15 protein-coding genes are annotated in these 20,241 nt (G+C 66.3%); 5 read left to right on the top strand and 10 right to left on the bottom strand.

Annotation, left to right across the window (positions count from 1 at the left end):
- The first annotated feature begins 161 nt into the window (after positions 1-161).
- The 4 genes from hpnD (at position 162) to PCE31107_RS13045 (ending at position 5,164) form a co-directional block, all read left to right on the top strand.
- Positions 162-1,010, top strand: coding sequence for a presqualene diphosphate synthase HpnD (hpnD, locus tag PCE31107_RS13060; protein WP_150608910.1), 849 nt, complete (start codon positions 162-164; stop codon positions 1,008-1,010).
- Complete coding sequence (gene hpnE, locus PCE31107_RS13055) at positions 1,010-2,263, top strand: hydroxysqualene dehydroxylase HpnE (protein WP_150608908.1); 1,254 nt, start codon at positions 1,010-1,012, stop codon at positions 2,261-2,263. Before hpnD ends, hpnE begins: the two co-directional genes overlap by 1 nt.
- Before the next feature lie 121 nt (positions 2,264-2,384).
- Positions 2,385-4,457, top strand: a complete 2,073-nt coding sequence (shc, locus tag PCE31107_RS13050; protein WP_150608906.1) for a squalene--hopene cyclase — start codon at positions 2,385-2,387, stop codon at positions 4,455-4,457.
- An 11-nt stretch (positions 4,458-4,468) separates the two neighbouring features.
- The gene (locus PCE31107_RS13045; RefSeq protein WP_150608904.1) at positions 4,469-5,164 is read left to right on the top strand and encodes a phosphorylase; all 696 of its coding nucleotides are present in this window, start codon (positions 4,469-4,471) and stop codon (positions 5,162-5,164) included.
- Between the two features lie 117 nt (positions 5,165-5,281).
- On the opposite strand, the gene PCE31107_RS13040 is transcribed toward PCE31107_RS13045, so the two are convergent.
- The 5 genes from PCE31107_RS13040 to PCE31107_RS13020 all read right to left on the bottom strand — a co-directional run bounded on the left by PCE31107_RS13040 (position 5,282) and on the right by PCE31107_RS13020 (position 10,566).
- A complete protein-coding gene (locus PCE31107_RS13040; protein ID WP_150608902.1) occupies positions 5,282-6,484 on the bottom strand; it encodes a glycosyltransferase in 1,203 nt (400 codons plus the stop codon).
- Positions 6,481-7,476: a hopanoid-associated sugar epimerase gene (gene hpnA, locus PCE31107_RS13035; RefSeq protein ID WP_150608900.1), complete on the bottom strand. Its 996-nt coding sequence runs from the start codon at positions 7,474-7,476 to the stop codon at positions 6,481-6,483. The genes PCE31107_RS13040 and hpnA overlap by 4 nt, the downstream gene beginning before the upstream one ends.
- Complete coding sequence (gene hpnH / locus PCE31107_RS13030) at positions 7,477-8,598, bottom strand: adenosyl-hopene transferase HpnH (protein ID WP_130025324.1); 1,122 nt, start codon at positions 8,596-8,598, stop codon at positions 7,477-7,479.
- Positions 8,599-8,621: 23 nt separating this feature from the next.
- A complete protein-coding gene (gene ispH, locus PCE31107_RS13025) occupies positions 8,622-9,581 on the bottom strand; it encodes a 4-hydroxy-3-methylbut-2-enyl diphosphate reductase (RefSeq protein WP_017235476.1) in 960 nt (319 codons plus the stop codon).
- 337 nt (positions 9,582-9,918) lie between these two features.
- Complete coding sequence (locus PCE31107_RS13020) at positions 9,919-10,566, bottom strand: MlaC/ttg2D family ABC transporter substrate-binding protein (protein WP_026132272.1); 648 nt, start codon at positions 10,564-10,566, stop codon at positions 9,919-9,921.
- Between the two features lie 223 nt (positions 10,567-10,789).
- Here PCE31107_RS13020 and hpnN point away from each other — a divergent pair, with 223 nt between their 5' ends.
- Positions 10,790-13,426, top strand: coding sequence for a hopanoid transporter HpnN (gene hpnN / locus PCE31107_RS13015; RefSeq protein ID WP_150608898.1), 2,637 nt, complete (start codon positions 10,790-10,792; stop codon positions 13,424-13,426).
- Between the two features lie 99 nt (positions 13,427-13,525).
- Here the strand turns inward: hpnN and dxs are convergent, their stop codons facing one another.
- Genes dxs through PCE31107_RS12990 form a run of 5 tightly spaced genes read right to left on the bottom strand, consistent with a single transcriptional unit; the run spans position 13,526 to position 20,230 of the window.
- Positions 13,526-15,442: a 1-deoxy-D-xylulose-5-phosphate synthase gene (gene dxs / locus PCE31107_RS13010; protein WP_150608896.1), complete on the bottom strand. Its 1,917-nt coding sequence runs from the start codon at positions 15,440-15,442 to the stop codon at positions 13,526-13,528.
- 22 nt (positions 15,443-15,464) lie between these two features.
- Positions 15,465-16,538, bottom strand: a complete 1,074-nt coding sequence (locus PCE31107_RS13005; RefSeq protein WP_150608895.1) for a 2-aminoethylphosphonate aminotransferase — start codon at positions 16,536-16,538, stop codon at positions 15,465-15,467.
- A 41-nt stretch (positions 16,539-16,579) separates the two neighbouring features.
- Positions 16,580-17,767, bottom strand: coding sequence for a phosphonopyruvate decarboxylase (gene aepY / locus PCE31107_RS13000; protein WP_150608893.1), 1,188 nt, complete (start codon positions 17,765-17,767; stop codon positions 16,580-16,582).
- On the bottom strand, positions 17,760-19,469 hold the full coding sequence (aepX, locus tag PCE31107_RS12995) for a phosphoenolpyruvate mutase (protein ID WP_150608891.1): 1,710 nt from the start codon (positions 19,467-19,469) through the stop codon (positions 17,760-17,762). The genes aepY and aepX overlap by 8 nt, the downstream gene beginning before the upstream one ends.
- Positions 19,466-20,230, bottom strand: a complete 765-nt coding sequence (locus PCE31107_RS12990; protein ID WP_017233748.1) for a phosphocholine cytidylyltransferase family protein — start codon at positions 20,228-20,230, stop codon at positions 19,466-19,468. Before PCE31107_RS12990 ends, aepX begins: the two co-directional genes overlap by 4 nt.
- Positions 20,231-20,241 lie beyond the last annotated feature (11 nt).

Below are 20,241 nucleotides of genomic sequence, written 5' to 3'. Positions count from 1 at the left end.
ATGGGGCAACGCGGTGGCGCTGAGGGCCCCGAGATTCTATGCTATCGTTCCGAATCCTGGCGGGAAAGTCGCGCCAATCCCCGGTATACTTCCCTCCTTGCAAGAATCCCCTGAGTTTTTTCCGTGGTGTTACCCCGTTCCCCTGCACGACGAGGAGCCTCGTGAGCGTCGCCGAACCGATCGAAATGTCGCCTGAGCCAAGCAGCGCACGCGTGGCGGCGGGCAGCAGTTTTTACGCTGCCATGCGCATTCTGCCGCCCGCGCAGCGCGAAGGCATGTTCGAGATTTATGCCTTTTGCCGCGCCGTAGACGACATTGCCGACGACGGCGACGACACGTCGGCGAGCCGCATGGCGCGTCTGGCCGCGTGGCGACGCGATCTGGCCGATCTGTACGACGCACGCCCGGCGCCGTCGCTCGCGAACCTTGCCCGCGTGGTCAAGCAGTTCGGCCTGAAGCACGATGACTTTCTCGCCGTGATCGACGGCATGGAAATGGATGCCTGCGGCCCCATCGTCGCGCCCGACCTGCCCACGCTCGATCTGTATTGCGATCGCGTGGCGAGCGCCGTCGGTCGTCTGTCGGTCAAGGTGTTCGGCATGCCCGAGCAGGACGGTATCGACCTGTCCTATCATCTCGGTCGCGCCCTGCAACTGACGAATATCCTGCGCGACATCGACGAAGATGCCGGCATCGGCCGCGTCTATCTGCCGCGCGAAACGCTGGCCGAGGCCGGCATCGTGGGCGCCACGCCGCAGAACGTCGTTGCCGCCCAGCTCGACCGCGCCTGTGCGCCCCTGGTGGCGCAGGCCCGAGAACATTATGCGAAGGCGCGCGCCATCATGGCGCCGTACCCGCGCCGCGTGGTGATTGCGCCCGCTGTGATGGCCAAAGCCTACGGCGCGATCCTCGACAAGCTCATTGCGCGCGGCTTTGCCGTGCCTCGCGAGCGCGTGCGTGTGCCGCGCTGGCGTCTCATGCTGATGCTGCTGCGGCAGATGGCGTTCTGATGTCGGGCACGGCTCACGTTATCGGTGCCGGTCTGGCAGGCCTGGCCGCCGCGGTAAGGCTCGTGAAGCGTGGCGTGCCGGTCGTGCTGCATGAGGCGGCACCGCAGGCAGGCGGACGCTGCCGGTCCTACTTCGACCGGCAGTTGAACGCGGTGATCGACAACGGCAATCACCTGGTGCTCTCGGGCAATACAACGATGCGCGAATTTACGCGCACCATCGGCTCTGAACACACATTGACCGGCCCCGATCGTGCGGAATTCGCATTCGTCGATCTGACGAGCGACGAGCGCTGGACGGTGCGTCTGTCGGAAGGGCGCCTGCCATGGTGGATCTTCGACAGCACCGCCCGCGTGCCGGGCACGAAGTGGTCGGACTACCTGTCGCTCGCGCCGCTGCTGCGCGCCGGGCCCGACGCGACGATGACCGACGCGATGCGTTGTCCGCCCGCGCTTTACCAGCGCCTGATTCACCCGCTCTTTCTCGCCGTGCTCAACGCCGATCCGGCCGAAGGCTCGGCGCAGATGGCGGCCGCCGTCATTCGCGAAACGCTCGCGGCGGGCGGCAAGGCGTGTCATCCGCTGATCGCGAGCGAGGGCCTGGACGTATCGTTTGTCACGCCCGCGCTGGCGTTCCTGAAAGCGAACGGCGCGCGCGTGATGATGCAGCACCGCGTGCGGGCGTTGGGATTTACGCCGGACGACAGTCGTGTGGCGTCGATCGATTTTGGCGACGGACCGCAGGCGTTGGCGGCGGACGATGCCGTCGTGCTGGCGGTGCCGCCAAACGTGGCGGCCGGGCTGGTGCCGGACCTGACGACGCCCGACGAATACCGGGCCATCGTCAACGCCCATTTCCAGGTGCCGCCGCCGCCGGGCTGCCCGCCGATGATCGGCGTGGTGAACGGCGTGAGCGACTGGATCTTCGCGTTCGACGGCCGGTTGTCGGTGACGATCAGCGGGGCGGACCATTTGCTCGACGAATCTCGGGAATCGCTCGCGCTGCGCATCTGGGACGAGGTCGCGCGCGCCTGTCAGGTACCCGCCACGCCGATGCCGGTGTGGCAATTGGTGCGCGAGAAGCGCGCCACGTTTGCGGCAACGCCGGCGCAGGACAAGCTTCGCCCCGGCGCGCGCACGCGCTGGCGCAATCTCGCGCTCGCTGGAGACTGGACGGCCACCGGCCTGCCCGCGACCATCGAAGGCGCGCTGCGCAGCGGCAACCGGGCGGCCGACGTGCTGCATCCCGCCTGAGGCTTGTCGAACCGTCTCGTGCATGAGCCGGGCGACAGAACCCGGCACCTATCGTCAATGACACTGTTTAACCGGCGCGTACACCGCGCCGATCACACGCCTTTGAGTAGGCAAGAATGCCATGGACACGATACGCGATGCTTCCGAAAAGGAAGCGCGACGCACGGCCACTGCCACGGCCGTGGACCTCGAACTGCATACCGAGCTTGCCCATAAGGTGAGCACGGCGATGGCAACGCAGACGCTCGAGACGGGCATCGACCGCTCGATCACGGCGTTGCTCGACCTGCAACAAGACGACGGTCACTGGCTCTTCGAACTGGAAGCCGACGCCACGATTCCGGCGGAATACGTGCTGCTGCGTCACCATCTGGCCGAGCCGGTCGACGCCGAACTCGAAGCGAAGATCGCCGCCTATCTGCGCCGCATCCAGGGCGAGCACGGCGGCTGGCCGCTGTTCCATCAGGGCAAGTTCGATATGAGCGCGAGCGTGAAGGCGTATTTCGCGCTCAAGATGATCGGCGATCCCATTGACGCCCCGCACATGGTGCGCGCCCGCGAGGCCATCCTCTCGCGTGGCGGTGCGCAGAACTCGAACGTTTTTACGCGAATCTTGCTGGCGCTGTACGGTGTGCTGGAGTGGAAGGCCGTGCCGATGATGCCCGTCGAGATCATGCTGTTGCCGCAGTGGTTCCCCTTCCATCTGTCGAAGGTGTCGTACTGGGCGCGCACCGTGATCGTGCCGTTGCTTGTGCTGCAAGCCAAGCGCCCGCGCGCGCGTAATCCCAAGGGCGTCGGCATCGACGAGCTGTTCATCGGTCGTCCCAAAGACGTTGGCCCGCCCAGGCGCGCACCGCACCAGAGCCGCTTCTGGTTCACGTGCTTTTCGGGCGTCGATCATGTGCTGCGAGCCCTCGATCCGTTCTTTCCGAGAAAACTGCGAGAGAAGTCGATCCAGCGTGCCGTCGCGTTCGTCGAGGAGCGCCTGAACGGAGAAGACGGCCTCGGTGCGATTTATCCGGCCATGGCCAACGCGGTCATGATGTACGACGCGCTTGGCTATCCCGAAGCGCATCCGAGCCGCGCGATCGCCCGCCGGTCGGTCGAGAAGCTGGTGACGCCTGCCGATCACGAGACCTATGTGCAGCCGTGTCTGTCGCCGGTGTGGGACACCGCGCTGGCCGCGCACGCGCTGCTCGAAACCGGCGACAAGCGCGCCATCGAGCAGGCAGGCAAGGGGCTGAAGTGGCTCATTCCGCTGCAGATCCTGGACGTGCGCGGCGACTGGATTTCACGCCGCCCGAACGTGCGTCCGGGCGGTTGGGCCTTCCAGTTCGCGAATCCGCACTACCCGGATGTCGACGACACCGCCGTGGTCGCCATGGCGATGGATCGCTACGAGAAGCTCGTGGGCGCCTTCGGGAACGACACGGTCGACGCGAGCCCGCGGCCGATGCGTCACGCGATCGATCGCGGCACGGAGTGGGTCATCGGCATGCAGAGCGGTAACGGCGGCTGGGGCGCATTCGAGCCCGAGAACACGCATCTGTATCTGAACAGCATCCCGTTCTCGGACCATGGCGCCTTGCTCGATCCGCCGACGGTGGACGTCTCCGCGCGATGCCTGTCAATGCTCGCGCAATTGCCGCCATCGCCGGAGCGCAAGGCCTCGGCCGATCTGGCGTTGAAATACATTCTCGACGATCAGGAAGCCGACGGCAGTTGGTACGGCCGCTGGGGCATGAATTACGTGTACGGCACGTGGTCGGCGATGTGCGGCTTGCAGGCGGCGGGGGTGCCGCCGGCGCATCCGGCCATGGCGCGCGCGGCGCAATGGCTCCTCTCGATCCAGAACGCCGACGGCGGATGGGGCGAGGACGGCGAGAGCTACAAGCTCGACTACCAGGGCTACGAAGCGGCACCGAGCACGGCGTCGCAAACGGCGTGGGCGCTGCTCGGCCTGATGGCGGCGGGCAAGGCCGACGACCCGGCGGTCAAGCACGGTGTCGCTTATCTGCTGAGTACGCAGAACGATGAAGGGCTGTGGGACGAAGCCCTGTACACGGCGACGGGCTTCCCGCGCGTGTTCTATCTGCGCTATCACGGCTATCGCAAGTTCTTCCCGCTGTGGGCACTCGCGCGCTACCGCAACCTGACGGTGCGCAATGACTGCCCGGTGCCGTGCGGGATGTGATCGCGCCCGCCATGACCCCGCCCATCATCGTGGTGACCGGTATGCCCTTCGAAGCCCGCATCGCGCGCGGCGACGGGGTGGTCGTGGTCTGCGCGCAAAACAATACGCTCGCGTCAGACCTGGAGGCCACGATGGCACGCGACGGCGCGCGCGGGCTGGTGAGCTTCGGCACGGCGGGCGGTTTGAGGCCCGGCGTGGCGCCCGGTCGGTGGGTGATCGCGCATAGGGTATTGGATATGCCGCAGCAGGCGCACGCGTATGTGTCGTGCGTGCGCTGGGCCGATGCGCTGCGTCGTGCCATGCCCGACGCCTTGCACGCCGATCTGGCCGGGGTGACGGCCCCTGTCGTCAGGGCCGACGACAAGGCCGCCCTGTGGCGCGAGAGCGGGGCGGCGGCGGCCGACATGGAGTCGCACATCGTCGCACGCGTGGCACAGGCGCACGGACTACCGTTCGTCGCCGCCCGCGTGGTGATCGACCCGGCGGAGCGCTCGCTCCCCCCAGCGGCGCTCGCCGGACTTCGCAGCGACGGCTCCACCGATATCCTCGGCGTGCTGCGCTCGCTCGCCGTCAATCCGCTTCAATTGCCCGCGCTGCTGCGTGTCGGGAAAGATGCGAGCCGCGCCAATCAGGCCATGCGCCATGGGCGCGAGGTCGTCGCGCGCGAACTGGGCGACGGATTCGGCGCGGTGGCTGCCGGCCTCTGATCACGGCGTCTTTCCCCGCCATCCATCACCACGATCACCCTCAACAAAAATGCCAGCGCGTCGTTGTCGACGGGCTGGCATTTTTGTTTTCGGGCACACGTCGGTCGGTGTGCCGATTCAAGCGTCCGACGATTGCTGGCCGCGTGCTTGAGCGCGCCCCTTCCACATGCCACCGCGACCGCGCCAGTGTTGTAGCGCCGAGTCGAACGTGAAGACGGTATAGAGCGCAGCGACGAGCGGCAGCAGCGGGCCGAAGCTCGACGGCTGCCGATAGAAGCGCAACATCGGCACGTAGGCCAGCGTCATCGCCATCCACGCGAAGAGGCCGAGCCATTGGGCGATGCCCGTGGCAAAGATCGTCATGACCGGCGGCACGATGAACGTGAGCAGTAGCGAGACGAGGGTCCCCGCAAGCAACACCGGCGAATACTGCAACTGCGCGTAGGCCGTGCGCGACACCATCTTGCGAATCTCTCCGAGGTTGTCGTACGGACGCACGCTCAGGGCGCGCTCGGTCAACCCCAGCCAGATCGCGCCTTGCCGCTTGAGCAGGCGTCCCATCGCGCAGTCGTCGATGATCTCGTCGCGAATGGCTTCGATGCCGCCACCGGCTTCGAGCGAAGCGCGATGGATCAACATGCATCCGCCCGCGGCCGCAGCCATGCGTTTCTTCGGATCGTTGACCCACGCGAACGGGTAAAGCATCTGGAAGAACAGCACGAACGCTGGAATCAGTGTGCGCTCGAACCAGGCGGTGCAGCGCAGCTTCGCCATCAGCGAGACGAGCACGCGGCCATCGCCGACCGCCCGCGTGACCAGTCGGCGTACGTTCTCGGGTAGATGGGCAATGTCGGCGTCGGTGTGCAGGAGGTAGTCGGGGGGGATGCCATCGTCGTTCGTGCCCGGATCGCTCGCGAACGCGACCCCTTGGCTCACGGCCCACAGCTTGCCGGTCCAGCCGCCGGGCAGGGGCTGGCCGCTGAGCACATCCACGCGGCGCGTGAAGCCGTCGGCCGCCGCCCGCGCGGCGGCTTCGCGCGCGAGATCGGCCGTGCCGTCGCTGCTCTGGTCGTCGACGACCACGATGCGCAGCCGCCCGGCATAGTCCTGGCGGCACAACGATGCCACGACCTGAGCGATCGATTCCGCCTCGTTGCGCGCGGGAATGACCACCGCCACCGATGGCCAGACATCGGGCACAGGCAGACGGTCTTCATCCAGATCGTCGCGCTCGCGCGCACGCCAGAAGCCGCCTTGCGAGCTGAGCAGGTAGATCCAGATGCCCAGCGAAAGCGCGGCGATCCAGGCCAGAGCGGTCATGTCAGATATCCGGCGGAGCCAAACCAGGCGAGCGCGTCCTGCAGGCCCGCAGCGTAGGGACGAGCGGTGTAGCCGAGGTCGCGTTTCGCCTTCTCCGATGAGAAGTACATCTGATACCGCGACATCTTCAAGCCGTCGACCGTGACGAACGGCTCCTTGCCGGTGAAGCGCGCAACGCCTTGCGCCGCCATCGCGAGCGGATAGAGCGGCCAGCGCGGCAGCGCGATCTTCGGAGCGCGGCGCCCCACCATGTCGGCGATGCCCGCGAGCATGTCACGCAGCGGCACGTCGTCGCCGCCAAGAATGTAGCGCTCACCGATGCGGCCGTGCTCCAGGGCGAGCAGATGGCCTTCGGCGCAGTCGTCGACGTGCACGAGGTTAAGACCGGTATCAACGAACGCGGGGATCTTGCCCTGCGCGGCCTCGACGATGATGCGTCCCGTCGGCGTGGGCTTGATGTCGCGCGGTCCGATGGGCGTAGACGGATTGACGATCACGGCGGGCAAGCCGTCGTGGGCGATCATCCGCTCGACCAGACGCTCGGCGGCGACCTTGCTGCGCTTGTACACGCCGATGGTCGTCGCTTCGTCGTTCGGGGAGGTTTCGTCGACGGGGCCGACGGCGTCGTGCACGCGCAGCGTGGCAACGCTGCTGGTGTAGACCACGCGCCCGACGCCCGCGCGCAGCGCGGCTTCCATCACCGTGCGCGTGCCGTCGATATTGGCCCGCATGATGTCGTTGGGGTCTTTCGCCCAGAGACGATAGTCGGCGGCCACGTGGAGCAGGGCATCCACGCCGGCGAGCGCGCGCTGCATCGACGCCGCGTCGCGCATATCGCCTTCCACGACCTCGACAGGAAGATCGGCGAGGTTCGCGCGCGGACTGGTGCCGCGCACCAGCAGGCGAACCTCGTGACCGCGCGCCAGCGCCGCGCGTGCTACCGCGGACCCGACGAACCCGGAGGCGCCGGTGACCAGGACACGCGACGGCATTTAGGCCTTGGCCCGGCGCAACTCGTCGAGCTTGATCTCGACGTGCTTCGAGAACACGAACTCGGCCGGACGCTGCTTGGCGAACGAAACGTCGTCGGCCATCGCGCCGTCCGTGCGGACCCCCTTGAGCGCCACGCCCAGCGCGCGCAACGGATGCGAGAGCGTCTCGTTCACGGCCGTGGCTTCGAAACCGCTGTGCACCATGCAGTCGGCGCACTTCTCGTAGTTGCCCACGCCGTACTTGTCCCAGTCGGTGGTGTCCATCAGTTCCGTGTACGTCTTGGCATAGCCTTCGCCAAGCAGGTAGCACGGACGCTGCCAGCCGAACACGGTGCGCGTCGGGTTGCCCCACGGCGTGCAATGGTACGAACGGTTGCCGGCGAGGAAATCGAGGAACAGGCTCGACTGGCTGAACGTCCAGTTCTTGCCGCCGTTGCCGCGCTTGAGAATGTCGCGGAACAGTTGCTTGGTCTTCGAGCGGTTCAGGAAGTGCTGCTGGTCCGGGGCGCGCTCGTAGGCATAGCCCGGCGACACGGTAATGCCGTCAAGGCCCATTTCCTTCGTGGAATCGAAGAACTTGGCAACCTTTTCCGGGTCGGCGTTGTTGAACAGCGTGCAGTTGATGTTCACGCGGAAGCCACGTGACTTGGCCAGCTTGATGGCGGCCACGGCGCGTTCGTACACGCCATCCTGCGACACCGCGGCGTCGTGCATTTCACGGTCGCCGTCGAGGTGAATCGACCAAACGAAGAACGGGCTCGGCTGGTAGTCGTCGATCTTCTTCTCGAGCAGCAGCGCGTTCGTGCACAGATAGACGAACTTCTTGCGCGCGATGATGCCCTTGACGATCTCCGGCATTTCCTTGTGCAGCAGCGGTTCGCCACCGGCAATCGAGACCACCGGCGCGCCGCATTCGTCCACGGCATCGAGCGAGTCCTTGAGCGAGACGCGCTGGTTCAGAATGGGGTCCGGATAGTCGATCTTGCCACAGCCCGAGCAGGCGAGATTGCAGCGGAACAACGGTTCGAGCATCAGCACCAACGGGTAGCGCTTGTTGCCCTTGAAGCGTTGTTTCATCAGATAGGCGCCAACATACGCCTGTTGCAGGAAGGGGATGGCCACGTTCGGCTCCTGTTCGTATTGCGTTAGCCGGCCAGCGCGTGATGCGCGGCGACCGGCTCGTCTTTGGTCAGTTCCGACGGCAGGCGAAACTGGATGGTTTCCTCGATGCCGTCCATGAGAGTCACTTCGACGGTGTCGATGCGGCGCAGCGCGTCGATCACGTCTTCGACCATGCGTTCGGGCGCGGACGCCCCGGCGGTGATGCCGATGCGGGCCTGGCCGCGCACCCATGCCGGATCGACCTCGGTGCCGTCGGCCACGAGATAGCTCGGCAGCCCCATTTCGGCGCCGATTTCGCGCAGGCGGTTCGAATTCGAGCTGTTCGTCGCACCCACCACGAGCAGCACGTCCACACGCTCGCACAGCTCGCGCACGGCGGTCTGGCGGTTTTGCGTGGCGTAACAGATGTCCTTGGTGTCCGGACCGACGATATCGGTAAAGCGACCTTGCAGCGCCGCAATGATACCCCGAGTCTCGTCGACCGACAGTGTGGTCTGCGTCACATACGAGACCGGCGTGTCGACGGCCAGCGGCAGCGCGTCGACATCGCGCTCGGTCTGCACGAGATGCACGGGGCCGTCGATCTGGCCCATCGTGCCCTCGACTTCCGGGTGCCCGGCGTGGCCGATCAGAATGACGTCACGCCCGGCGGACACGTAGTTCTTGCCTTGCAGGTGCACCTTGGTCACGAGCGGGCAGGTGGCATTGAGCACTCGCAGGCCGCGCGTCTGTGCTTCCTGTTCAACGACGCGCGCCACGCCATGGGCACTGAAAATAGTGACCGCGCCCGCGGGGGCTTCGGACAGCTCGTCGATGAAGCGCGCGCCCTTGGCCTTGAGCGAATCGACCACATGCTTGTTGTGAACGATCTCATGGCGCACGTAGACCGGGGCGCCGTACTTTTCCAGGGCGCGTTCCACGATCTCGATGGCACGTATGACACCCGCACAAAAACCGCGGGGTTGGGCAAGGAAGACTTGCATTCAGCTCTCCGGCTCAGGTCGGCCGGGATGACGGTTCCCATCGAGGTGCATGGCCTGATCGCCATGGCCTCATGGCGCCCGCGGCGCCATTGCCAATGGCAATTCGCGCGCACCCTTGGGGGGACCGCCGTCCGGTCGTTTGACAAGCGACGATTGTAACCGCCGCCGCCAAATGCTGCTGAGCACTCCCGAGTAGAGAGACGCCAGCGCATATTTCGTAAATGTTGACGAATCGGCGCTCATCTGGATCTGATTTGCGTCGAAGGTGCCGCCAAGTCGCCACTGACGCCCGCGGCCCGGCGGTACCGGACACGGCAGGCGTCGTCACGCTGTTGATTTACTTGCCGAAACGCGCGTTCTTGTCGCGCAGGTAGGTGATCAGGCCGTCGATACCGCCCTGGGCGATGCGCGCCTTGAATTGCGGTTGATACAACTGGATGAGCCATGCGTTGGCCACGTTCTCGCCCATCATGTTGATGTCGTAGATCTTCCACCCCTTGTCCGTTTTGGCCAGACGATAGGCCACCGACAGATTGTCGCCGTTGCCGCTGACCGAGGCGCCCACCACCACGTCGCTGCTGTTCGCCGTGAGTTTGGCCGGCGTGAACTTGAACGCGATCTGGCTACCGCGCACCTGCGAGAGTTGCAGTGCGAAGGTGTTCACGAGCAATTGCTGGAACTGCTCGAAGATCTGCTGCTGCTGCGCCGGGGTGGCCGCATCGAACGCCTTCGAGCCAACGGCGTAACGCGTGGTCCGATGGAAATCGGTATAGGGCAGGAAGTCGCGGGCCACGACACGGGCAGTGGCGGCGACATCGCCGTCGCGGGCTGCCGCGTCGGCTTTGGCCGCCTTGACGACGGTCTCGACCGCCGTCTTCACCATGTCGTTCGGATTGTTGCTGCTTGCCTGTGCCCAGGCGCCAGAGGCGAGGCCGATGCCGCTGAATGCGACGGCCGAGAGTGCCGTCACCAGAAATTTGTTCATACCGTCTTCGTGGATTTCAATCGGGTTGGCCGTAGTGTAGTTCACGCGGCCTTGTATACTGCTGCGATTTCGTCAATTCACCGTTTCCTTGTCTTCCATGAGCTGATCGACGGACTTCGTCTGCGATTGGTTCCCCGGTATCGCTTGATACATTGCGTTTCGTGGCATTTTAGAGCGCGGCGGCCGGGGCGGGGGGACCTCGATTCTCTTCCGGAACCGCTACATGCTGACGTCGCTCGTCGTGCGCATCGTCCGTTTTTCGGCGAAGCACGCGTATCTGGTCATTTTCGCTTCGCTACTGCTCGTGATGGCGAGTTGCGCGTACGTCGCCAAGCACTTTGCGATCAACACCGATATCTCGGGCCTGATCGATCTGAATACACCCGCCGCCGAGCGCGGTCGTGCCATCGATCGCGCTTTCCCGCAGAAGACAGACCTCACCTTGGCCGTGGTGCAGGCCCCGGCGGCCGAGTTCGCCGACCGGGCCGCCGCCGAGCTGGCCGCGAAGCTGGTGACCGAGACCGACGTGTTCCGGGCGGTGAGCCGTCCCGGCTCGGGGGCGTTCTTTGCGCACAACGCGCTGCTCTTCGCGCCGCTCGACGACGTCAAGTCGCTCACGGGCAAGCTCGATGACGCCAAGCCCCTGCTCAACCGTCTGGCGCAGGACCCTAGCCTGACCGGTTTGTCGAACCTGCTGTCGGTCACGCTGCAAACGCCGCTCCTCAGCGGACAAGTCAATCTGCCGGAAATGGCCAACCTGCTCGGGGATGCGGCCGAGACGACCGAGGCGGTGCTTGCCGGGCGTCCGGCGGCCATGTCGTGGCGAGCGCTCGTCGCGCCCGACACCGTGGCCCGCAGCTACGTCCAGGTGCAGCCGAAGGTGGACTACGCGGCCCTCGAAGCCGGGGCGAATGCCGCGACGCGCATTCGCGAGGCGGTGGCCGACCTGAAGCTGGGTGAGCGCTATGGCGCGACGGTGCGTTTGACGGGCCCGCGCCCGTTGTCCGACGAGGAGTTCGCCTCCGTGCGTCAGGACGCCGGTCCGAACGCGGTCGTCACGCTGCTCGCCGTGCTGGTCGTGCTGTGGCTGGCGGTGCGCTCGGGCAAGATGATTCTCGCGGTGTTCATCACGCTGCTGGCCGGGCTGGCCGTCACGTTTGCGCTCGGATTGATGATGGTCGGCGCGCTCAACATGATTTCGGTCGCGTTCGCGGTTCTGTTCGTTGGCATTGGGGTGGACTTCGGTATTCAGTTCGGCGTGCGCTATCGCGAGGAGCGCCATCGCCTGGACCATCGGCCGGGAGCGTCGGGCGACGAAGCACTCCACGGCGCGCTCACGAGTGCGGGCCGGGCAATTGCGATGCCGCTGTCGCTGGCCGCCGCCGCCACGGCCGCGAGTTTCTTCTCGTTTCTGCCGACCGATTATCGCGGCGTGTCCGAACTCGGATTGATCGCAGGCGTGGGCATCCTGTGCGTGGCATTTCCGTCGGCCATCACCTTGTTGCCGGCGCTCATCAGTGTGTTCAAGCCGAAGGGCGAACCGAGTCCGCCGGGCTTTCGCAGCCTCGGTCCGGTCGACGAATTCACCGAGAAGCACCGCAAGCCGTTGCTGTACGGCACGCTCGCCCTCGTGGTCGCGGGCCTGCCGCTGCTCGCCCATTTGCACTTCGACTTCAACCCGTTGCATCTGAAGGATCCGAACACCGAGTCGATGGCGACGCTGAGGGATCTGGCCAATTCGCCGGAGGCCGGGGTCAACGACGTGCAACTGCTCGCCCCGACGCTCGCCGCCGCCGACGCCGACGCCGCGAAACTGCGCGCCGTGCCTGAAGTCGGTCGCGTGGTCACGCTCACGACATTCCTGCCGGCAGAGCAGCCCGCCAAGCTTGCGTTGATCGGCACGGCGGCCGAATCGTTGCTGCCGGTGCTTTCGCAAACGCCGCTGGCACCGGTAGCCGATGCGGCGCGCGTGTCGGCGCTCAAGACGGCCGCCGGTCAGTTGGAGGACGCCGCGCTCGATCATCCGGGCGACGGCGCAAAGCCGGCCCAGCGCCTGGCCGCCGCGTTGCGCAAGCTCGCCGCGGCCGACGCCGCGACACGCGATCGCGCGGATCGGGCGATCGCCGAGCCGTTGAAGCTTGCGCTCGGTCAGTTGCGCGATGCCCTGCAGCCGCATGCCGTGACGCGCGAGTCGCTGCCCGAGGACATCACCTCGCAATGGGTGGCGGCCGATGGGCGCGCACTCGTGAACATCTCGCCGCGCGTGGCGAAGGGCGCGGATCCGAGTGACGACGCCATGCTGCGCAAGTTCAGTGCCGCCGTGCTGGCGACCACGCCGGACGCCGTAGGGGGACCGATCTCGATCCTGCGCTCGGCCGACACGATCATTCGCGCGTTCATCGAGGCGGGGGCGCTGGCGTTGCTTTCGATCACCTTGCTGCTATGGCTGGCGCTGCGCAACTTTGGCGACGTGCTGCGCACGCTGGTGCCGCTGCTGGTCTCGGCGGGCGTCACGCTCGAACTCAGCGTGTTGATCGGCCTGCCGCTGAACTTTGCGAACATCATCGCACTGCCATTGCTGCTGGGCGTGGGCGTGGCGTTCAAGATCTACTACGTGATCGCATGGCGTCACGGGCAGACGCGGCTGCTCGCATCGGGTCTGACGCAGGCGATCGTGCTGTCGGCCGCGACCACGGGCATCGCCTTCGGCAGCCTGTGGCTGTCGCATCACCCGGGCACGTCGAGCATGGGCAAACTGCTGGCGCTCTCGCTCGTCTGCACGCTGATCGGCGCCGTGTTCTTCCAGCCGGTGCTCATGGGCAAGCCGCGCAAGAAGCCGGCGCCGCCGCCAACAACCTGACGGCAGCGACGCAAGGAAAAACGGCACCGAAAGGTGCCGTTTGTCGTTTTGGATGCGCTAAATCGGATGCGCTGAACCGAGCGGGATAAACCGCCGCACTCAAGTCGCCGACGGCACCGCCTCGACCTTGCCGCCGAGACGCTCGGCCAGCGCCCGGCGAATCGATGCCGCGATGCCCGGGGCGTCGAGCCCGACCGACGCGAGTTGCTGCGCGGGCGTGCCCTGATCGATGTAGGTGTCCGGCAAGCCCAATTGCAGCAGTGGGACTTGTACGCCATTGGCATTGAGCGCCTCGACACAGGCCGTGCCCGCACCGCCCATCACCGCGCCCTCTTCGAGCGTGACGACGAGGTCGTGCGTGCGCGCCATGTCAAGCAGCGTCGCGTCGTCGAGCGGCTTGACGAAGCGCATGTTGACGACACTCGCGTCGAACTCGTGGGCCACCTGTTCCGCCGGTGCGACCATCGAGCCGAACGCCAGCATCGCCACGCGACGGCCTGCCGGGGCGGCGCTTCGACGCCGTATCTGGGCCCGGCCCACGGGCAGCGTAGACAACCCCGATTCGATCGTTACGCCGGGACCGGTGCCACGCGGATAACGCACGGCGCTGGGGCCGTCGATTCCGAGCGCCGTCTGCAACATCCGACGGCATTCGTTTTCGTCCGCGGGGGCCATTATCACCATGTTCGGGATGCAGCGCAGATAGGCGATGTCATAGGCGCCCGCATGGGTAGCACCATCCGCGCCGACCAGGCCGCCGCGATCGATCGCGAAGACGACCGGCAGGTTCTGCAAGGCCACATCGTGGATCAACTGGTCGTAGGCGCGTTGCAGGAACGTCGAATAGATGGCCACGACGGGCTTGAGCCCTTCGGTCGCCAATCCCCCTGCGAAGGTCACCGCATGTTGCTCGGCGATGCCGACGTCATAGTAGCGCTCGGGGAAGCGCTGCTCGAACGCGACGAGGCCGGAGCCTTCGCGCATGGCCGGTGTGATGCCGATGACACGCTGGTCGGCGGCCGCCGCATCGCACATCCATTCGCCAAAGACCTGCGTATAGGTCTTGGCCGAGACAGTGCCCGGTGCGGCCGGCCGAATGCCTTCGCTCGGATTGAACTTGCCGGGGCCGTGATAGAGAACCGGATCGGCCTCGGCGAGCTTGTAGCCGCGTCCCTTGCGCGTGACGACGTGCAGGAACTGCGGCCCCCTGAGCGCCTTGATGTTCTCGAGCGCGGGAATCAGCGCGTCGAGATCGTGGCCGTCGATGGGGCCCAGGTAATTGAAGCCGAACTCCTCGAACATCGTGCCCGTGGGGGAAACGAGGGCCTTGGCGTGCTCTTCGAGCTTGTGGGCCAGCTCGCGCATCGGCGCGGGCGCGTTGCGCAGCAACTGGCGCACGCTCTCCTTGCCCGCCGAGTAGAACTGCCCGGACATCAGCCGCGTGAGGTACTGATTGAGCGCGCCGACCGGGGGCGAGATCGACATGTCGTTGTCGTTGAGCACGACGAGGAAGGGCAGGTCGTCGTGGACGCCCGCGTTGTTCAGGGCCTCGAACGCTTCGCCCGCCGTCATCGCGCCGTCACCGATCACGGCAATGGCGTGACGCTTCTCGCCCTTGACCCGGCTGGCCAGCGCCATGCCGAGTGCCGCCGAAATCGACGTGCTCGAATGCGCCGTGCCGAACGTGTCGTAAGGCGATTCGTCGCGCTTCGGAAAGCCCGACAGTCCGTGCCATTGCCGCAGCGTTGGCATCGCCCCACGGCGCCCGGTGAGGATCTTGTGGGGATAGGTCTGGTGCCCCACGTCCCACACGATGCGATCGTTGGGCGTGTCGAAGACATAGTGCAGCGCGATCGTCAGTTCGACCGTGCCCAGGTTCGACGACAGATGGCCGCCGGTGCGCGAAACGTTATCGAGCACACAGGCGCGCAATTCGTCGGCCACGCGGCGCAAGTCGGCGCGCGAGAGCGCACGCAGGTCGGCAGGGGAGGAGACGCTGGCGAGCAATTCGGTCATGGTCAAAGGTTCGTTCCCGCGCTCACTTCACCAGCCGGGCGAAGGACGCCAGCAGGCGGTCGATGTCGGCGGCCGTGAGGTTGCCCATCGTCGAGATGCGGAACAATTCCTTCGACAGTCCGCCTTGGCCGGCGTAGATCACAAAGCCGTCGGCCTTGAGCCAGTCGTGCAGGCGCGGATAGTCGACGCCGGTGGGCAGCTTGTAGGCCCGCAGCACCACGGACGACTCGCCCGGCGGCAGTGCACTGTCGATGCCCAGTGCGGCCAGACCGGCGCGCACCTGCTCGGCGAGCGCGCCGTAATGGACGTGACGTGCTTGCCACCCCCCGGCGTCGTCGAGTTCGCGCAGCGCTTCCACGAGCGCGTAGTAGGCATGCACCGACGGCGTAAACGGCGTGTTGCGCTCGGCCTGAAGCTTGGCCAGACGCGCGATGTCGAGGTAATACGTGCGGCTCGCCGCCTTGGCGAGGGCGTCCTTGCGCACCATCACGAACGACACGCCCGGCACGCCATGCACGCACTTGTTCGCGGTGGCGGCCACGGCCACGATACCGGAATCGTTGAAGTCGAGGGCTTCGGCGGCAAAGCTGCTCACGCCGTCGACCAGCAGGCCGATGCCGCGCTCACGGCATGCACCGGCGAGACCGGTCAGATCGTTCAGGCGGCCCGTCGTCGTCTCGTGGTGGATGATCGACACGTGGGTGTACGGACGATCGCCCGCGGTGTCGAGCTTGTCGACGATCCGCGCCAGGTCCGGCGCTTGCATCCACTCGAAATGGATGACGTCGTGATCGATGCGGTATTGCTTGGCGATCTGAGAGATGCGCTCGCCATACACGCCGTTCTCGACGATCAGCAGGCGGCCGCCTTCCGGCACGAGGCCTGCCGTCATGCTCTCGACGGCGGCGGTGCCCGAGCCGGTCATCAGCACCGGCGTCCACACCGCCGGATCGAGGCCATACACGGCGACCAGACGCGCGCGCGCCTCATCCTGCAGGTCGAAGAATTCGGGCTCGCGGTGGCACAGATCGGGTTGCAGCAAGCTCTTGCGGACACGCTCGGTCAGCGTAACAGGGCCCGGATTCAGTAACAGCATGGCGAAGGTTCCTCGGCAGTTTTTTTGAAAGGGGGGGACGCTCAGGCAGAAGTCTGCGCGCGTTGTGCAATGTGGTCCATCAAGCGCGACTTGACCGCTTCGGGCGTGACTTTCGGGCGTGGCAGCCCGTCAGGCGTTCCCGGACGCATGCTCAGACAAGCGAAGCGCGGGCCGTCGTTCAGGCGGGCGGCGGGGGCGTCGAACAAGGCTTCGATGACGTCCAGCGTGTCGCCTTCGAGCGCGAGCGCGTAGCCGCTGGCCGCCGCGACGCCCGCGAACGAGACCGTTGGCGAGACCGTGGCCTGTGCGCCGGTCGAGTCGTGCGACGCGTTGTCGAGCAGCAGATGCACGAGATTCGACGGGCCGTAAGCGCCCAACGTCGCGAACGCACCCATGCGCATCAGCGCGGCGCCGTCGCCGTCGAGCGCGACCACGCGCAGGTCGGGACGCGACAACGCGAGGCCCAGGGCCAATGTCGTCACGCATCCCATCGACCCGACCATGTAGAGCTGGTTGGCGCGGTCGTCGAGCGCGTAGAGTTCGCGTCCGCAAAAGCCGGTCGACGCGAGCACGACGGTGCCTTCGAGCGGCGTCCGGGCGATGATGCGCGCCAGGGCGTCGCGACGCGTGGGCAACTCGGCCGGCGTGACGTCTCGCATGAGCGATACCGGGGCGGGTTGCGCCGGACGCGCGGGGCGCTCGGCCGGTTGTAGCGGGAAGGGTGCGACGCTGCCCTTTTGCATCACGAGCGCATAGGGGCGACCGGTCTCGTCCATGTGATGAACGGCACGCGCCAGCGCCGGCGCAATGGCCTCGGGTTCGGTCGGGAACAACTCCCAGGGGACTTCCATCAGGTCGAGCATCGCGGGCGTGATCGGGCCCATGAGCGCGTGTTGCGGCTCATCGGTAATGCCCGGCTGACCGCGCCACGTCACGATCAGCAACTGCGGCAGTCGGAAGGTCCACGTGAGCGAGGTCAGCGGGCTCACGGCGTTGCCCAGGCCCGAGTTCTGCATCATCGTGACCGCGCGAGCGCCATGGCCTTCACCGAGCGTCGCCCCGGCGGCGATGGCGACCGCGTCGCCTTCGTTGGCGGCCGACAGGTAGTGCAGCGTCGGATCCTGCAGCACATAGTTGATGAACGGCGTGAGGAACGAGCACGGCACACCGGTGTACCACGTGAAGCCGTGCTGGCGTGCGGCTTCGACGAACTGTCCGGCCTCAATCATGCGGGGTCTCCGTCGCGGCGCCGCCCAACGGCGTCTGGCCATGCGCGAAGTCGGCCGCGTGGCGGAATTCGTCCATGTCGTTCACCCCGCGCCAGTGGCCGTGCACGTATTGCACTTCGATGCTGGCGCCGTCGGCGGCGAGGGCGTTGATCAGGTCGGGCATGCCGAGCCGGTCGAAGTCCGCGCGGGCCTGCAGGGCCGCGAAGACGCGCAGCAACCGCGCGCGGGCGTCATCGCCTCGCACCCCCAGCAAGCCGATCCAGCGGCCATTGGGCGCACGCCCGGCGTGCGCAGCGTCGGGGCTGATCGTCTCCAGCAGTACGCGCTGGCCGAACAGGCCGCGATCGTCGCCGGCTGAGCAATAGGCGAAGTCGCGCACGCTGGCGTTGGCCGCCTGCGCGGTTGTCGCCGCCGTTGAGTCGACCGCCACCGTGAAGTCGGCCTCGCTCTCGACCAGATCGCGCACGATGTAGCTGCGGAACAGCAGGTCGCCGTACGACACGACCGTGTCGTGCGCGAAGGCGTTCGCCACGCGCGCGAGCGAAGCAAGTTCGCCGGTCTCGGCGTAACGCTCGTTGATCGCGAGCGTGATGCCCGCCGTGTCGATCGCGTCGGCGCGATAGCCGCCCACGACGGTGATGTCGTTCACGTTCTGCTTCTTGAAGCCGTCGACCAGCCAACGCAGCAACGGCTTGCCCGCCACGGGAAGCATCACCTTCGGGCGGTCGGTCGTCACGCTCTCGAGGTTCTTGCCACGGCTCGCGGCCAGCACGATCGCCGAGCACGGCCCGTTCGCGGCCGACAGGTAGCGGTCCTCGGCTTCGCTGTATTCGGCGGTGTCCTGCAGGCGGAAGATCTCGTCGACGGTCGCGATGCGGTCTTCGACGTTGACGAGCGTCTCGCTGCGGTGGATCTCGGCCGCCACGGCCTGCATGGCCGACGTGGCCGAGCGAATCAGGTGATTCGCCCAGATGGCGACGCTGATGCCCGCTTCGCGAAACACGTCGGTCGGCGTGCTGTAGTACTTGGTCGGCACGATCACGAGCGGGCAGCGGCGGCCCCACTCCCGGGCGAACTGCACGATCTCGTCGGCACGGCTCAGCTTGCTGTGAATCAGGATGGCGTCCGCCCCCGCCTGGCGATAGGCTTCGGCGCGGCGCAGCGCCTCTTCCATACCCCAGCCGGCGATCAGCGCTTCAACGCGCGCCACGATGGAGAAGTCGTCGTCGGCCTGCGAGTCTTTGCCGGCCTTGATCTTGCCGCAGAACTCGTCGATATCGGCGAGTGGCTGGCGTTCGCCGCCGATGAAGCTGTTGGTCTTCGGAAAGACCTTGTCTTCGATGCACACGCCGGCCACGCCGCGTTGCTCGAGCTTGCGCACGAGGCGGCGCATGTTGTTGAAGTTGCCGTAGCCGGTGTCGCCGTCGAGCAGGATGGGCAACTGGCTGGCGTCGGCCATGAATTCGAGGTTGTCGACCACCTGCGTCCAACTCGCCTCGTTGTTGTCGCGCACGCCGAACTGCGCCGAAATCGCGAGTCCGGACGCCCAGATGCCCTTGAAACCGGCTTCGCGCACGATGCGCGCGGACAGGCCGTTGTGGGCTTCCATCAGGAATTCGAGCTGCGGGCTGCGCAGCATGTCGCGCAGTTGCGACGCACGGGTCGCGACCGGCGGAGGAGCGAATGTGTCGGGCGCGTTCATTCGGACACCATCGTGAGCGGTTCGAGTTGTGGCAGCACCTGGTCGGCGGCGCGCTTCACATCTTCAGGGTAGTCGATTTCGATCCAGGGGAAGCCGGTGACGTCGGCTGTTTCAAATTGCGCGCCGCGCTCGAGCAGCAAATCGCGCACGGCTTCCTCGTGCGGCAGCTTGGCGCGACCCGATTCGACGTAATCGCGCGTGATTTCCGCAAGGCGCGTGGCCGTCGCTTCGTTGAACCGGAAGAAGCCGACCGATTCGCCGACGGTGTCGTAGTCGAGACCGACCATGACCTGCTTGCGCAACTCGACCGGCACTCCGTTGCGCAGGCACAGCTTGACCGGCTCGTCACCGACCTCGAAGTCGCGGTCGATGAGCAGGCGGTTTGCCGTCTTGCCCGCGACCAGGGCGTTGAAGATACGTTGGTCGTAGAGCACGTCGGCATCCATGACGAGTACGTCCCCTCCCGCTGTCATGGCGTCGGCGGCGGTGTGCAGCGTCAGCACGCTGCCCAGATGAAACTCGGAATTGAGACGGATCTGCGGACGCGGCGTCCAGTTCAGCCGCTCGATGGCCTCGCTCACTTGCTCGTGATGGAAGCCGAGCGCCAACACGACGTCGGTGATGCCGGCCGCGGCCAGCATGCGCAAGTGGCGCTCCAGCAACGACATACCGTCGAACTCGAGCAGGCACTTGGGCGACTGCTTGTCTTCCGGCTGGAGCAAACGCAGGCCCATGCCTGCTGCGAGAATGATGGCCCGCATGGTCGATATCC

Source organism: Pandoraea cepalis (genome assembly GCF_902459625.1).
Lineage (GTDB): Bacteria > Pseudomonadota > Gammaproteobacteria > Burkholderiales > Burkholderiaceae > Pandoraea > Pandoraea cepalis.
Note: the sequence above shows the minus strand (reverse complement) of the source record. Positions and strands in the feature narration are given on the sequence as shown.

Excerpts from the sequence above, each read along its gene's own strand:
- hpnE (WP_150608908.1), top strand. The coding sequence starts at position 1,010 with ATGTCGGGCACGGCTCACGTTATCGGTGCCGGTCTGGCAGGCCTGGCC.
- shc (WP_150608906.1), top strand. The coding sequence starts at position 2,385 with ATGGACACGATACGCGATGCTTCCGAAAAGGAAGCGCGACGCACGGCC.
- PCE31107_RS13045 (WP_150608904.1), top strand. The coding sequence starts at position 4,469 with ATGACCCCGCCCATCATCGTGGTGACCGGTATGCCCTTCGAAGCCCGC.
- PCE31107_RS13040 (WP_150608902.1), bottom strand. The coding sequence starts at position 6,484 with ATGACCGCTCTGGCCTGGATCGCCGCGCTTTCGCTGGGCATCTGGATC.
- hpnA (WP_150608900.1), bottom strand. The coding sequence starts at position 7,476 with ATGCCGTCGCGTGTCCTGGTCACCGGCGCCTCCGGGTTCGTCGGGTCC.
- ispH (WP_017235476.1), bottom strand. The coding sequence starts at position 9,581 with ATGCAAGTCTTCCTTGCCCAACCCCGCGGTTTTTGTGCGGGTGTCATA.
- PCE31107_RS13020 (WP_026132272.1), bottom strand. The coding sequence starts at position 10,566 with ATGAACAAATTTCTGGTGACGGCACTCTCGGCCGTCGCATTCAGCGGC.
- hpnN (WP_150608898.1), top strand. The coding sequence starts at position 10,790 with ATGCTGACGTCGCTCGTCGTGCGCATCGTCCGTTTTTCGGCGAAGCAC.
- dxs (WP_150608896.1), bottom strand. The coding sequence starts at position 15,442 with ATGACCGAATTGCTCGCCAGCGTCTCCTCCCCTGCCGACCTGCGTGCG.
- PCE31107_RS13005 (WP_150608895.1), bottom strand. The coding sequence starts at position 16,538 with ATGCTGTTACTGAATCCGGGCCCTGTTACGCTGACCGAGCGTGTCCGC.
- aepY (WP_150608893.1), bottom strand. The coding sequence starts at position 17,767 with ATGATTGAGGCCGGACAGTTCGTCGAAGCCGCACGCCAGCACGGCTTC.
- aepX (WP_150608891.1), bottom strand. The coding sequence starts at position 19,469 with ATGAACGCGCCCGACACATTCGCTCCTCCGCCGGTCGCGACCCGTGCG.
- PCE31107_RS12990 (WP_017233748.1), bottom strand. The coding sequence starts at position 20,230 with ATGCGGGCCATCATTCTCGCAGCAGGCATGGGCCTGCGTTTGCTCCAG.